This window comes from Mycobacterium asiaticum, assembly GCF_001673315.1.
GTDB lineage: Bacteria > Actinomycetota > Actinomycetes > Mycobacteriales > Mycobacteriaceae > Mycobacterium > Mycobacterium asiaticum_B.
Window position 1 is genome coordinate 256,068 of record NZ_LZLQ01000124.1, and the last position, 13,852, is coordinate 269,919.

The window sequence follows — 13,852 nt, forward strand, 5'->3', positions numbered from 1 at the left end:
CGCTACAGCGGGGTGAACTTGGTGATCATCCACTTTCCGTCGATCAGGCCCAGGTTCACCAACACGCTGCTGGCCGACGACGACGGTTGGGGATTGTCTTTGGTTGTGGTGCTCTGATCGACAAAGACCAGTACCACAGCGGAATTGGGATGCAGTTCCTGGACCGCGGCACGCATCACGTGCGCAGTCGTCTTCAACGACTTCTGTTTCGCTGCCGGTGCCACGATCTGCTGCGTGAACTGGTCGTAGTAGGACAGGAAGTCGCCGGACAGGTGTGACCTGGCGTTGGCGAAGTCCTTGTCGAGAGTGTCCGACGAGTAAGACAGCAGCGCCACGGTTCCGTCCGACGCCGCATTGATCGCTGCGCGCGCCACACTGGGGCTGGTTTCCTGATCCGGCTGGTGGTACTGGAAATACAGCCAAATGGTCACACCACTGGCGATCAGCACGAGCAGGGTCAGAATCGCTGGGACGGGCCGGATCGTAATCTGGCGGTGCCAGAAGTCGCGGCGCCAATTACGGCCCGATGGCGCGGAGCCCGCGGCGGTTTCGGTTGCAATGACCGCGGTCTCGCCGTCGTCATGGTGGGGGACGTCGCGGTAGGCGCTGGCCTCAGAGGTGAGTGAGTCGGCCTCGGCGGCATCGTCACTGAAAAGAGCGTCGTCGTCGATTGGGTCTTTGGCGGGGTCCTGGGTGTGCTCGCCCGCCGTGTCGAGCACCGCGGTCTCGGTTTCCTTGTTCAGGTCGCCGCGCGCATCGTCGCTCACGGTACGAACTCCACTTTCGACATCTTGTACTGCCCGTCCTCTTCAGTCACCGTCACTCTGAGCCGCCAGACGCGCGGCTCGTCCTTGGCGCCCGTGCTGTTGGTAACCCGCGAAGTCGCAGAAACCAGTACTAGCGCCGAATGGCCGTCGATGGATTCGACGGCCGCGGCATTGACGGTCCCCTCGGTGACAACCTTGGACTGCTCGACGACTTTCGTGAAATCGGTAGCGCGTTGCTGAAAGTCGTCCCGGAACTCCCCGGTAGAACTGTCGATGACGCGCTGCACGTCGTCCTTGGCCTTCTTGTAGTCCAGGGAGGTCATGTTGACGACGCCCTGTTTGGCGCCGGCGACGAATGCCGCGGCCTTCTGTTCGCGGTCGGTGGCTTGATGATGCTGCCACACGTAGTAAGTACTGAGCCCGATGCAGCCGAAGATGACAACGACTGCGGCGATTTTGGCGAGCGTCGACAACTTCGGTCTACCGACCGAATTGCGCAGTCGGCCGCCCCTCGACGGCGGCGCCGCGGCTAGCGGTGGGGACTCGCTGTAGTTCGCCGCTTCGTCGTAGTTCGCCGCCTCGTCGTAAACCTCGGCGTCCTGGTACTCGGCGTCGTAATACTCCGAGTCGTCGTCATAGTCGTCGGAGTACTCGTCGTACTCGTCGTACTCGTCGTACTCGTCGTCTTCGTCGTCTTCGTATTCGTCGTCGTAGTCGTCGGTGTCTTCGTAATCTTGCGCGTCGTCGCCGCCTGCGGCGAGGGCTTTGCGGCGTAACCGGGCGGCACGTGCCTTCGCGCGCGCCGCGGCAGCCAGCGCTTCGGCCTCGGCGGCCTCGGCCTCCGCCTCGGCGGCCAACGCCAGCGCGTCGGCTTTGGTTGTCGCCGCGTTGTCGTCTATCTCAGCCATTGCCGCTCGTCATTATCGACTGAACTCCGGTATCTCTTACGGTATTACCCATTGCTAACATCAGAGTCTTCCGCGAACTCCGACGAGGACCGATCTGGCGATGATCAGCCCCCAAGCCCGTAAAACCCGGCCGGCCTCATGACCGCTGTCGACTCTCCCGAAAAGATACTCTTCACCTCCACTACCCAAGCGTTTCTGTCAAAAGAAGCGTCGCTGCGCCACGTGCGCGAACTACACGCCGCCGGCGTCGCATTTGAGCCCGAGTGGTGGCGGCGGGCCGCTGAGCTTGGTTGGACGGCCCTGTTGGTCCCCGAGGAACTGGGCGGGGGCAGCGCCTCGGGTGACGGCTTCGCGGACCTCGCCGCCGTCGCCGAACTACTCGGCAAGACCATCGCGCCCGGACCGTTGTACCCGGTCAGCACCGTGCTGGCGGGCCTGGTGGACTGTGCCGGCCACGAAGCGCACGCGGAACTGATCGAAACCCTGATGTCCGGCGAAGCCGTCGCCTCCTGGGCGGTAGCGGAACCGCGAAGGGGCTGGGCGCCGCTGGAACCCGCCGTCACCGCCACCGAAACCGAGTCCGGTTATCGCATCGACGGCGCCAAAGACCGGGTCGAAGCCGCTGCGCAGAGTGCAGTGCTGTTGGTGGTTGCACGATCGGGTGCGGGGGTGCGCCAATTCCTGGTACCCACGGATGCCGCGGGAGTGAGCATCACACCTCAGTCCTCGATCGACCTGGTCAAGCAATACGCCCGGGTTGAGTTCGACGGGGTGACGGTGGATAAGTCGGCGATGGTCGGTAGCGCCGACGAGACACCCGCCATGATCGAACGACAGAGCCAGATTGCTCAGGTCCTGCAGTGCGCCGAGGTAGTCGGCATCCTTGAGACCGTCTTCGACTTCACCGTCCAGTGGGCGCTGGACCGACACAGCTTCGGCCGTCCCCTGGCGTCCTACCAGGCGCTCAAGCACGGTTTTGCCGACATGAAGACGTGGCTGGAAGCGTGCCGGGCAACGACCGCCGTGGCGGTTGCCGACGTGTCCGCCCGCGCACCCGGCGCCGGTCTCTCGGCCAGCATCGCGAAATCCTATGTCGGCGAACTGGCCGGGCCGATCGTGCAACGTTGCGTGCAGATGCATGGCGGCATCGGGGTTACCTGGGAACATGACCTGCACCTGTACCTGAGGCGAATTACGTTGTACCGCAGCATGTTCGGCACACCCGAGGAGCACAACATCCGGGTGTTCAAAGCGGGAGTCAAGCGATGACAACCGAGTCGGTCGCCGAATTCGCCACCCGGGCCAGAGCCTGGCTGGCCGAGAACATGCCGAGCATCGACCCCGAGGCCCCACCGGCGATGCCAAGGGACGCCGAAGAATCGTGGCTGCGTGCCCGCGAACTCCAAAGCCGGCTCTACTCGGGTGGCTTCGCCGGCATCTGTTTTCCGCGTGAATACGGCGGGCTGGGACTGGATTACGAATACCAGCGGGCCTTCAACATCGAATCACTCGGCTACGAAATGCCGCTGATCCTCAACGTGCCGACCTTTACCATCTGTTGCGCAACCCTGCTCGACACCGGTAGCGAGGAGCAGAAGAAGCAACACATTGCCGCCGCGTTGCGGGGTGACGAGATTCTGGTGCAACTGTTGTCCGAGCCCAGCGGCGGATCGGATCTGGCCGGCGTCATCACCCGCGCGGAACGCCAGGGTGACCGCTGGGTCATCAACGGCGCCAAGACATGGAGCACAAGCGCTTTCGCCGCCGACTACGGACTGTGCCTGGCCCGCACCAACTGGGATGTGCCCAAACACGACGGTTTGACCATGTTCCTGGTTCCCATCCATCACCCCGGAATCACGTTGCGGCGCATCACGCAGGTGAACGGTGGAGCCGAGTTCTGCGAGGAGTTCCTGGACGGGGTGGATGTCGGCGACGACGCGGTGGTGGGCGAGGTGAACAACGGTTGGGCGGTGGCCTCGCGGCAGCTGTATCACGAACGGCGTGCCGTGGGCCAGGGTTCGGAGTTCGCCAGCGGCTCGGGCAGCGAGGGCGGCCACACCATACCGGTGGACTACGCGGACCTCTTGGCCAGGACCGGTCAGTCCGACAGCGACCGCGCGCAGGAGATGGCCGGCCGCGCGCTGGTCCATCGCGCGGTCGCCGAGCAACTGATCAACCACGTCTCCCGCAGTGTGCGCGATGGCTCGTTGGCTCCGGCCGCCGGAACACTGATCAGGCTGTTCCACGCCGAGACCACGATGTTGGAGGTCGACACGGCATTGGCGATAGCCGGGGCGGCGGGCGTGGTCGGCGAGGTCGGTGAGGGCCTGCAAACGGGATTGAGGTACCTGTCCCGACAGTCGGTTGCCATCGGCGGCGGCACCACGGAGATGGCCCGCAATGTCATCGGTGAACGGGTGCTGAACTTCCCGCGGGAATACGCCGCCGATCGCGGGGTGCCGTTCAATCAGGTGCGGCACGGTCGAGCGCGCTGACTTCGCCTAGTCGGCGATAAGCACCTCGCCGGACCCGCCGCCGCTGACCGGTATCTGAACCAACGACAAGACGTGGTGCGCCGGGCTTCCCGGTGGCGCCACCAACACACAGTCGCCGCCCTGTTTGCGGGCGCGGTCGCGCGCGGCGGCCAGAGCGCTGACGCCCGCCGACCCGAGGTGGGTGACAGCGCTGAGGTCGATAGTCAAAGACGCTATCCCCGAACGGCTTTCGACGGCGATCTGACGGTCCAGGGTGGAAGCGGTGTTCGAATCGACCTCGCCGCGCACGATGATACGGCCGCCGTCGACGAGCGAGACGAATTCGTCGTCGAGTTCGCGCTGGATGGTGACCCTGCTGAGCAGGGGGTCGCTGATGAAATTGGCGGGGCGGCTGAGTCGATGGGTCAGTGTGGCGGTGGTGCCGTCAGGGCCGTGACTGACCAGAGCTTCGGTTACCAGAGCTTCGGCCATCGCCAGGCCACGCCCGCGGCCGCGCTCGCCCTCGCGATGATCCTTCCATTGACCTCGGTCGATGACCGACGCGCGCAGTTCGCCGGCCCCGTCCAACGCGGCTTCCACCAACACCCCGCCGGACACTTCGCCGCTGTAGCCGTGTTCGACGGCGTTCTCCACGAATTCGGAAACGGCATGCACCACATCGGAGATGTCGGTGTCCTCAGCACCCAACTCGGACAACCACTTTCGCAGCTCGGACCGGATCTGGCGGGCGGCGTGGATGGTAGCGTCCGCGGTGATGCGCAGCGGTGGCGTCGGCGTCCGTCGCTGCGCCGCCAGCAACGTGACATCGTCGTTGTATCCGGTGGAGCGCAAGAGCAATTCGAGTGTCTCTGAACACAGGCGGTCGACTGGGCGGGTGGGTGTGTCGATGACGAAACCGCCGGTGCCGCCGGCGATACTGCTGGCCAATTCCGCGAATTCGGTGGTGCTGGCTCCCACGGCACGGCCCGGGCGCTCGATCAGACCGTCGCTGTAGAGCAGGATCGTGTCGCCGATGCCGAGCCGTTCGGTACGCATCGGGAAACCGGTTCCGCTGCCGACGGGTCCGCCGCCGGACGGTGCCAGGTATCGCGATTCCGCATCAGCGGTGACCACCAACGGTGGCGGGTGTCCGGCGGTGCAGTACTCGAATTCACCCGTCTCGTAGTTCAGGGAGCCGACACAGATCGTCGCAGACTTGGAACCGGGCACCTGCTCGTGGAAGCGGTCGACTGCCTCGAGTGCCTCGACAACCGAGTGTCCGCCGGTGATCTGCATCCGCAGCGCGGTGCGCAATTGCGACATCACCGCCGCGGCTTCGACCCCGTGGCCCACGACATCCCCGACGATCAGCACCAGGCGGTCACCCAGGGCCAGGGCGTCGAACCAGTCGCCCCCGGCCGCGGTGTCTTCGGCCGCGACGACGTATTCGGCAGCGATGTCGGCGCCCGCCACCACCGGGACCGACGCGGCCAGTAGCGCCTGCTGCATCACGGTGGCCGAATGGCGCACGTTGCGGTAGCGCTCGGAGAGTTCCTCGACACGCGCTTCGCTAGCCAGCCGCGCCTGGACGCGGGCGGTGACTTCGTCGAAGACCAACTGCACGCCCTCGACCGTGCCGTCGTCCCGGCGTCGCGGCGTAACCAGGAAGTCGAAGAAACGTTCCTCGACTCCGGAACCCTCCAGGTCGACTTGCAGCCGCCACTCGGTTCCCGACTGCGGTTCACCGGTCTGATACACCCGGTCGAACATCTCGTAGATCTGCTGGCTCGCCAGCTCGGGATAAATTTCCTTCGCCGTTTTCCCCACGGTCGTGAGCAGCGGGTTGAACGCGCGGAACGCGGCATTCACCGCAACGAATCGGTGGTCAGGCCCTTCTAAACCGACCACCATCGCGGGAATGTTGTCGAAGATGCGCCGTACGTGCTCAGCCGCGCCCACGGTGTTGTCCCAGTCCTTTTCGGCCGCCATATTGGCCGTACCTCCCACGGACCGATCATTGACAAGTTTGGGTGCGTGACAGAAACGTCAGGCAACAACAAACAGATTATCAATGCGCGGGACTGGTGCCACGCACCAAAATTTTGGTGGGGCGGCTATGCCACCGTGAGCGCGGATTCCGTCGTCGGGTGCACAGGCAGCACATTGCTGAATGCGCACGCGTCGACAATGCGCGCGACGCCCGGGTTGCCGCTCACCATCCGCAGGGTGATTCCGCGTTCCCGGCACCGCTCCGCTTCGTCGGCCAGCACGGTGAAGGCGCAGCAGCCCATGAACTCCAGGCCATTGACGTCCACGACGAGCAGCCCCGCCTGGCTTGCCGCAGTGGCCGCTTCGGTGACCAGACCCTGCCAGGTGTGCTCATTGGATGCGTCGACCTCGCCGCCGGCGCGGACCACCACCGCTGAAGCGCTGCGCACCGTCGTAGCGCGCAGTGTGCTGCTGGGTTGCTCCAGCTGGGACGACAGGCCGCTGCTCAACGACACGGGACTGGAGAATGTGTTGGATGGCCCCAAGTTCATCGTGCACCCCCACTTTGGTGGCGCCGGCCAACCCCCGACTGGATGCCCCGTATGCGCCTGAAAGACAATGTGATGCTTTGTATAGCAGACGGAACGCGTCAATTTGGGTGATTCGCAAATATCGGCGACGCGATTAAGCGGATACCGGTTTTCTAGCCGGTTTGGCGACCTTCATCAGCTTCATCAGGTTGCCGCCCATGATCTTCTCGACGTCTTCCTGATCGAGGCCGGCCAATTCGTCGACGAAGGTGATCGGGTCCTTCAAGCCCTCTGGGTGCGGCCAGTCGGAGCCGAAGACCACTCGGTCGGTGCCGACCATTTCGACGATCTCGGTGAAGCGGTCCTCCCAGAACGGACTGATGTAGACGCACCGCTTGAACGTCTCGATCGGGTCTTCGGCGAACGCTTGCGGCATCTTTTTGTAGACACCTTTGAGGCCCTTGAACAGATGCGGCACCCAGTCGGCCCCGTTTTCGATGGACAGGATCCGCAGATCGGGATTGCGGGTCAGCGCGCCGTGGCAGATCAACGCACCGAAGGCGTCCTCCACCGGCCGGTGGCCCATGGCCAGGCTGCGGAAGGCGGTCGGTTTGAAAGGCAGGAATTCGTCGCCGGGTTCCCAGATATTGAGCAACTCCGAGTAGCCGCTGTCCGAGGCGTGCATCGAGACGGGGATCTCGGCGCGGACACAGGCCTGCCAGAACGGGTCGAACTCTTCGAGGCCGAACGACCGGCTGCCGCGGTAGCCCGGTACCGGCGCCGGACGGACCAGCACGGTGCGGGCGCCACGTTCCAGGCACCATTCCAATTCCTCCAGTGCCCGCTCGACGATCGGCAGCGTGATCACCGGGGTGGCGAAGATACGGCCTTCGTAGTCGAACGACCACTGCTCATACATCCATTGGTTCAACGCGTGAATGACGTCGTGAGTCATCTCCGGGTCGTCCTTCATGCGCTCCTCGACCAGGCTGGCCAGGGTCGGGAACATCAGCGCGTAATCGATACCGAGTTCGTCCATGACCTCTAGGCGGGCACCCGGTTCGCGGAACGCCGGAATGGCCTTCATCGGCTCGCCCAGGATTTCGCGGTAGCTCTTGCCCTGCGAGCCGTGGCGGAAGTAGTCCTCCTGGGCGCCGGGGCGGGCAACCACCTCGAACGTGGGGTTGGGGATGTAGTCGCTGATGTGGCCGCGCACGACGATCTTGGTGCGGCCGCGGACCTGCACGTAGTCGATAACGTGCTTGCGCTTCTCCGGCAAGAATTTGGTCAGCGCTTCCTGCGGCTCGTACATGTGGTTGTCGGCGTCGAATACCGGGAAGGAAAGCTCGCGGGACGGCATGGCGAATCTCCTGTAGAAGTCTTGATCTCTGAACGCGGTAATGACGTTACCACCGTGGGCGGGAGCGTGGCGGGGCTGCGGCCCGCGAGCGGCGGCGAGTGGGGCTTGCTAGGCCCGCGAGCGGCGGCCCGCGAGGCCCGCCAGCGGCGGCCCGCTAGGCCCGCGAGCGGCGGCCCGCTCGGCCCGCGAGCGGCGAGGCTGGGCGAGTGGAACCTGGCTGCGACTTTCGGCCTCGAATTTCGCAGTGGGGTTCCGTTCGCGGAGTGGAGTGGCGCGGAGTGGAGTGAGAGCCGGAGTGGAGTGGCGGGGAATGGAGTGGAGTGCAGCGGGGCATGCCTCACCGCTGGTCCGCGGCCGACTCCGGTTCGGTCGGGCGGCCGACGATGGCGAAGTTCACCGTGGCTGTCGCCGCGAGTTCGCTGTCGCTGTCACCGAATATGTCGATTTGCATGACCAGCGAACGCCGGCCCGCACGCAGCACCTTCGGAACGGCCAGTGCGGAGCCGTGCCTGATCGGCCGCAGGTAGCGGATCACCAGATCAGAGGTCGTCATCGCGGTGCCGGGTTGCAGATACTCCAGTCCGAGTTGTCCACCCGCCACGTCGGCCAGGGTTGCAATCAAACCGCCCTGTAAAGCCCCGGAGGTGTTCACCACTTGCGGGCTGACCGGCATCGTCATGGCGAACTCGCCGTCATGGAAGCTGGCCGGACGCAGGCCGATCTGGGCGAACAATTCGGCAAGCGTTGGGTCCGAGGTCGTGTCGTCGCTATCGCGACGCCCGAGGGCACGGCTGCAGAAGTCGTACAGTTGGCCGGCATCGATGGGGGTGCCATTCAATTCGGTTCCGAGCCAATGCAACCGCAGCGCCCCGACCATGGTTTGCATGACGATGGCAGCCGCGGTGCCCACGTCGAGTCCGGGGTTGAAGACACCTTCGGTGATCCCTTGGCCGACGATGTCGCGCAGCAACCGATGCAGCGGGGACAGCACCCGCGCGTACTCGCGAGGCCGGGTCTCGGCGAGATGCTGGTTGTAGAGGCTCAGGGCGCGATTGAGGCTGTCCTGCGTGGACGACTCGGGCTGGGCGCTGATGCGGTCGAGGACCAACTTGAGTGCGGCGGTGCTGTCCAGGCCGGCGGTCTCCTCGCGCCACAGTTGTGCCGCTTGCGCCATGGTCCGGTCGAAAAGCGCGAGCAACAGCTCATCCTTGCTGGCGAAATGTTGGTAGAACGCACGCAGCGACGTCTTGGAGCGGGCGACTACTTCCTGCACGGTGAAGTCGGTGCGGCCCGTTTCGCCGAGAATCTCGACCGCGGTTTTGATGAAGCGGTCGGCGCGGGTAGCTTCGCCTGCTTCGGTGGGGCCGGCCATCGGCGGTCTCCTCTTCCGTGCGGTGTGAAACGCTTCGAGATCCTTGAAACAACAATTCTGAGAATGAGGTTACCGCGTGCGGCAGGACGGGCCGGTAGCCATCCGCAATGTTGCCCAAATGCACTGGGCGATTGGGTGTTTCGTTACGACACGGGTGCTGGTGCCCCGAGGTCCGGGATTGGCAGCGTAATTTGTGCCGCAGCAGCTGCTAGCGTTCTGATTCGCTTCAGAACGATCGTGGCGGCGGTATTGGGACGCTCGTATTTCACCTGTCCACCCGGAGATCGTATTCATCGGGGACTGCTACGGCTGGTTGTTGCGAAAGACGTTGGTGCAGTGGGGTTCTGTCGTGCACGTCGGGTACGGCGTCGGCGCCCGTGCGGGCACCGTAGAGATGGACAGGATGCGCTGGGTGCTCAATCAGTCTGGGCGTCAAGACATAGCGTTCGTCGAGCCGCCTTGACGGGTCGGCGGTATCGGCTGGACGGATATCGTGATTCCGTGGATGTGAGTGTCAGGCGGTCACGGCGGCTGTTGGTGGGTCTGCTCGCCGCGATCACGATCGGGTGCCTGGCTGCTGCTGCAGTGGTGTTCGCTGTGGGCTGGCGGCATCCGGAGCCTCCGCGGTTAGCCGTGTTGGGGGTGCCCCCACCCGCGCGCGCTCAGCGGGCCTTCGCCGTCGCGACGCAGTGGTTTGACGCGGAGAATCGCGGTGACGTGGCGCGAATGCAGGCCTTGGCGTGTGCTCACCCGTCGGAATCGGTGACGGGATGGATCGACACTATCCGTTACTACGGTCAAGACCAGGGTCTGATCTATACCGATGCGCTGACGGAATTTCGTGATAGCGGTTCCTCGGTGTGGGTCAAGGTCGCGGTGCGGATCCATCCGATTGATGACCGAATGAAACGCGAGGTGGAAGAGGAGCAGGCGCGGGGCGGATTCTTCTACGAAGTCCTTGCGTTGGCTGATGAGGGCGGCGCGCTGAAGGTGTGCGATGTCGAGCTGCCGAAAGCCGGTCGCTAGGTGACCGGCAGCGGGGATGGTGACCGGTCGCTTGTCGAAGATGCGGTCAAACTACTGCTGGCGTCGGCTCCGACTGGATGGACGCGCCTGCACGCCGAGTTCGAACCGTCCAGCCAACCGCCCGTTGCCCAAGCACGCGTGACAGTCAGGACGGAGGAGGTTCCGCTGGCGGTGCCGCCCGAGGCGGTCGCGCTGATCGCGGAGTATCAGCATCGTGCCGCGGCGGCCAGTCCGCCTCGCCGCATTGTCATCGAGTGCGATAGCACCGGGGCACTGAGCATGCGTACCGGTCCGGTGGTCGAGTCAGCATCGCGCAGCCGGATCACGTTGTGGCTGTGGGGTTTAGCGGCGCTGGCGTCGATTGCCGTGTTGATAGTCGCAGTTCTCGGCGCCGACCGTAGCGAAGGGCCGACACTGCGCCCCGCAGCGGTAACCGATTCGATGACGGACGCTCAAGCCCGCGAGGCAGCCGACACCACCGTGCGGGCGTGGGTGCGGGAGCGCAACGCGGGACATCTGGCCAACCTGGAAGCCTTGACGTGCCCCGATAGCGAGGGAACGGTCACCGACGAACTCAACGCCGTCCGAAGGCATGAGCGGATGCCGGCGATGCAGGTCGTGTCCACCGGCGCCTTCGGCCGGCAGGGATCGCTGTGGGCATTGAGCACACACTTCTCCAACGACAAAAGCGTGCAGTTCGTGCTGGGGGTGCGCCGCGGGGAGCTGCTGGTGTGTCGGATTGCCGCAGCTCCGGTGCCGTGACCGGTCGACCGCACTGGGATTTTGGCTGCCGACTCGCGTCGATGCCAGCAGTCACTCCGGCGCCCTCAACCAGGCTGGCCGCCAAGCTATTAGGCTCGCCGAGCGGGCCTCTAGCCGCGGTCTGTGCCCGCGATACGACGGCAAGGATGACGCAAGGATTGGTGGTGTAGGTGTCAGATTCGAGGTTGCCGCCGGACGGGTTCCGCTGGGTAGAACCGGAGTCGGCACCACGCCCAGGACGATCACGACGACGGTGGTGGATCGGCGCGGCGATCACACTGGTGATCGCTCTGGTCGGCGCCGGGGTTGCCATTGCGCTGTATCGCCCCTTCGGCGGCGGCGGGCACGGTGCTGAGGCGGCTGCTCCGGCGCCGATCGGCACGCCCAGGGACCTGCTGGTGTCCTTCTCGCTGCAGCGCCAACCCGTCCCCGGCTGGCAGCTTTCCGGCGCCGACATCGGGTTGCCCGCGGGAGCCAACGTCGGTGAGCTGTTCACCACAAACGGCAACAAGGCCTACTTTCTCACGGTCGAGGGCTGCGACAGAAAGTGTCTGCACCCGACCGGTTGGTTGTACGGACTCGAAACCACCACTGGAGCGCGGCTGTTTCCGCCGTTGGCTCTGCCGGACTTCTTCGGGTCGAGCGCGGACTGTTATGCCAACGGTCCGTCAGTGGCGGTCTGTACAACTCGGGTCCCCGAGGGGTCCGAGCGGTTCCTCCCGCCGGCCGGAGCCTGGGTGATCGATCTGGATCGCGGGGCCGTCACCCATCACGGTCCAAACACCTTGAATCCCAGGATGAGTGGCGGCGCGCGACTCGAGGCGGTGGGGTACAAGTTTGGGCCGGCCTACCTGGTGGCGCAAGTCCCCGGCGAGGGCCTGCATGGCGTTGGTCCGCACGCCGAATTGACCTGGTTTCGGCCGGGCAGTTCGGAGACGATCTTTCCCGCAACCTGGAGTCCGGACGTTCCGCAGCTGACTCTCGCTGTCCAGCCGCCCGAAGGTGTCGACGACGACCGCGGCGAGCGGGTTTTTTCGGTGGTTGACGGCAAAGACCTCACCCCGGCTCCACCGCAAGGCACTCGCCTGGAAGAAGCGGTGGTGTACGCCGGTGGGTTTGCCTACCAGTTCGATGCGGGCAAGGTGACCGGCGCCTTGATGTATGACACCACCGGTCGCCAAGTCGGACGCCAGCAACCCGAACGCAGCTATCCCGCGCAGAACGCGGCGATGCTGACCCTCGCCGTGGCGGACGCGTTCCAAATCTACGATGCCGCCGGAAAACTCGTAGCCAGCATTCCTTCTCGCGGTCTGTCGAAGGACTTCAGAACCATAGGAAGCAAGCTGTTCGTCCGAAAAGAGGGCAGCAGCAACGGTAGTCAGGCCGAGTGGCAGGCATGGGACTTGCTTACCGGGCAACGCGGCGCCACCTGCACCATGGCGTTCGGATCCAGCTACACCGGTTCGGACGGCACGGTCGTGGTCACGATGCGTGAGGACCCCGCTCCCGCGACGTATGTGGCCATCGACACCACGACATGCCAAACCCTGTGGGAAATGCCAGGAAAGATCTGGATTCACAAAGTCGGCACCGGACTGATCAAAGTCGACCGTGAACGCGCAATGGTCGCCTCGTTAGGCGCGCCCGCCTAGCGGCGCTGGACTTGACCAGAGTCCTTGGAGCCGTTCATCGACCGCGCAGCGATCGCAAGCTGGCCACGTCCTCTGCGATCAGCGCATCGATTCGTTCGCTTAGTAGCTGTGGCGTCATCGGCGTCAGATACTCGAAATTGGGCGCGTAAATGTAGTCTCCGTCATTCTTTATCGTGACGCAGGCGGCGGTATTCTTCCTACGGTCGAAGCCCCAATCGCGTGCGGGTTGGCAACGACTTTGGACTCTGGTGTAGCGGGACAACTCCGAGCGGGGTATTGAGATGTTCCGTCGCCCGCTATCTCGTTGCAGCACAGTGGAAACCGCGTCGTGCCCGCCATCCCGCGGCGACACGCGCACCAGATCGGGTATGGCTATACGGGAGTGGGTTCCTGGCTTGGTGAGAGCGAGCGACCCGGTGATCGCCGAGCCCAACTCGTACGGCGATACTCGGTACACCTCAATACATTGCTCCGCCGAATTCTGCGCGGCGAGGAAACCCGTTTGGCCGTGACGATGCGCCAGCAATCGGCCGCGGGGGGCGCCGACGATGCTCACCACGCATTCCACTCGGATGTCGGAATTGACATAGGACGTGAGCCATTGGTTGAACTCGCGTAAGTCGCCATGAGCGAGTCGCTCAGGGACAGCCGCCACGTAGGCTTCGTACTCCTGATAGCTGTCGAAACGAGACGGTTCGGGCACGACAAAAGGATGGGGCAGGAAGTCACGGCCGAGGCTTTCACTGATGGCCTGGAGGTCTACCAGATCGATGCGTCCGACTCGACTCAGTGCCGCACGTTTCATGTCGCTGGAATGACCGTCGCTAGGCGGACGGCGGGTGCGGAGTTTCGGTTGGTTCGTCACCCACCACCGCAACCACACCCTCAACGTCACCGATCACATCTTGACCGTGCTTGCTGGTACGCAAAGCTTTGCTGACTTTGTGTTCTTTGTCCGCACCGGCCCCACCTCGGTGGCCCGCAGCGGGTGCCCCTGCCGCCGGTGCGC

General features: G+C 64.5%; 12 protein-coding genes and 1 pseudogene. 5 read left to right on the top strand and 8 right to left on the bottom strand.

The window, feature by feature from the left end; genetic code table 11:
- Positions 1–2: 2 nt before the first annotated feature.
- Together A5636_RS20240 and A5636_RS20245 are read right to left on the bottom strand one after the other, a co-directional pair.
- Positions 3–671 (bottom strand): hypothetical protein, encoded by a 669-nt coding sequence (locus tag A5636_RS20240; protein ID WP_437339848.1) that lies wholly within the window; start codon positions 669–671, stop codon positions 3–5.
- Between the two features lie 92 nt (positions 672–763).
- Entirely contained in the window at positions 764–1,675 is a 912-nt protein-coding gene (locus A5636_RS20245; protein ID WP_065160391.1) for a hypothetical protein, read from the bottom strand.
- 138 nt (positions 1,676–1,813) lie between these two features.
- Here A5636_RS20245 and A5636_RS20250 point away from each other — a divergent pair, with 138 nt between their 5' ends.
- Both A5636_RS20250 and A5636_RS20255 read left to right on the top strand, forming a co-directional pair.
- Positions 1,814–2,944 (top strand): acyl-CoA dehydrogenase family protein, encoded by a 1,131-nt coding sequence (locus tag A5636_RS20250; RefSeq protein ID WP_065160392.1) that lies wholly within the window; start codon positions 1,814–1,816, stop codon positions 2,942–2,944.
- Entirely contained in the window at positions 2,941–4,173 is a 1,233-nt protein-coding gene (locus A5636_RS20255; protein WP_065160393.1) for an acyl-CoA dehydrogenase family protein, read from the top strand. Before A5636_RS20250 ends, A5636_RS20255 begins: the two co-directional genes overlap by 4 nt.
- Before the next feature lie 6 nt (positions 4,174–4,179).
- Here A5636_RS20255 and A5636_RS20260 read toward each other — a convergent pair whose 3' ends face one another.
- The 4 genes from A5636_RS20260 to A5636_RS20275 all read right to left on the bottom strand — a co-directional run bounded on the left by A5636_RS20260 (position 4,180) and on the right by A5636_RS20275 (position 9,403).
- Positions 4,180–6,141, bottom strand: coding sequence for a SpoIIE family protein phosphatase (locus A5636_RS20260; protein WP_065160394.1), 1,962 nt, complete (start codon positions 6,139–6,141; stop codon positions 4,180–4,182).
- A gap of 125 nt (positions 6,142–6,266) precedes the next feature.
- Positions 6,267–6,692 carry an anti-sigma factor antagonist gene (locus A5636_RS20265; RefSeq protein WP_065160395.1) on the bottom strand — a complete coding sequence of 142 codons (426 nt, stop codon included), beginning with the start codon at positions 6,690–6,692 and terminating at the stop codon, positions 6,267–6,269.
- Positions 6,693–6,825: 133 nt separating this feature from the next.
- A complete protein-coding gene (locus A5636_RS20270) occupies positions 6,826–8,031 on the bottom strand; it encodes an amidohydrolase family protein (protein WP_065160396.1) in 1,206 nt (401 codons plus the stop codon).
- A 337-nt stretch (positions 8,032–8,368) separates the two neighbouring features.
- A complete protein-coding gene (locus A5636_RS20275; RefSeq protein ID WP_065160397.1) occupies positions 8,369–9,403 on the bottom strand; it encodes a hotdog fold thioesterase in 1,035 nt (344 codons plus the stop codon).
- Between the two features lie 501 nt (positions 9,404–9,904).
- On the opposite strand from A5636_RS20275, the gene A5636_RS20280 reads away from it, so the two are divergent.
- The 3 genes from A5636_RS20280 (at position 9,905) to A5636_RS20290 (ending at position 12,843) form a co-directional block, all read left to right on the top strand.
- Complete coding sequence (locus A5636_RS20280; protein WP_155763914.1) at positions 9,905–10,429, top strand: hypothetical protein; 525 nt, start codon at positions 9,905–9,907, stop codon at positions 10,427–10,429.
- Positions 10,430–11,191 (top strand): hypothetical protein, encoded by a 762-nt coding sequence (locus A5636_RS20285; protein ID WP_065160399.1) that lies wholly within the window; start codon positions 10,430–10,432, stop codon positions 11,189–11,191. It abuts the gene before it with no gap.
- Between the two features lie 170 nt (positions 11,192–11,361).
- Positions 11,362–12,843, top strand: a complete 1,482-nt coding sequence (locus A5636_RS20290) for a hypothetical protein (RefSeq protein ID WP_155763915.1) — start codon at positions 11,362–11,364, stop codon at positions 12,841–12,843.
- Between the two features lie 34 nt (positions 12,844–12,877).
- On the opposite strand, the gene A5636_RS20295 is transcribed toward A5636_RS20290, so the two are convergent.
- Both A5636_RS20295 and A5636_RS26890 read right to left on the bottom strand, forming a co-directional pair.
- A complete protein-coding gene (locus tag A5636_RS20295) occupies positions 12,878–13,648 on the bottom strand; it encodes an ESX secretion-associated protein EspG (RefSeq protein WP_065160401.1) in 771 nt (256 codons plus the stop codon).
- A gap of 19 nt (positions 13,649–13,667) precedes the next feature.
- A pseudogene (locus A5636_RS26890) lies at positions 13,668–13,852 on the bottom strand (hypothetical protein); the annotation flags it as partial.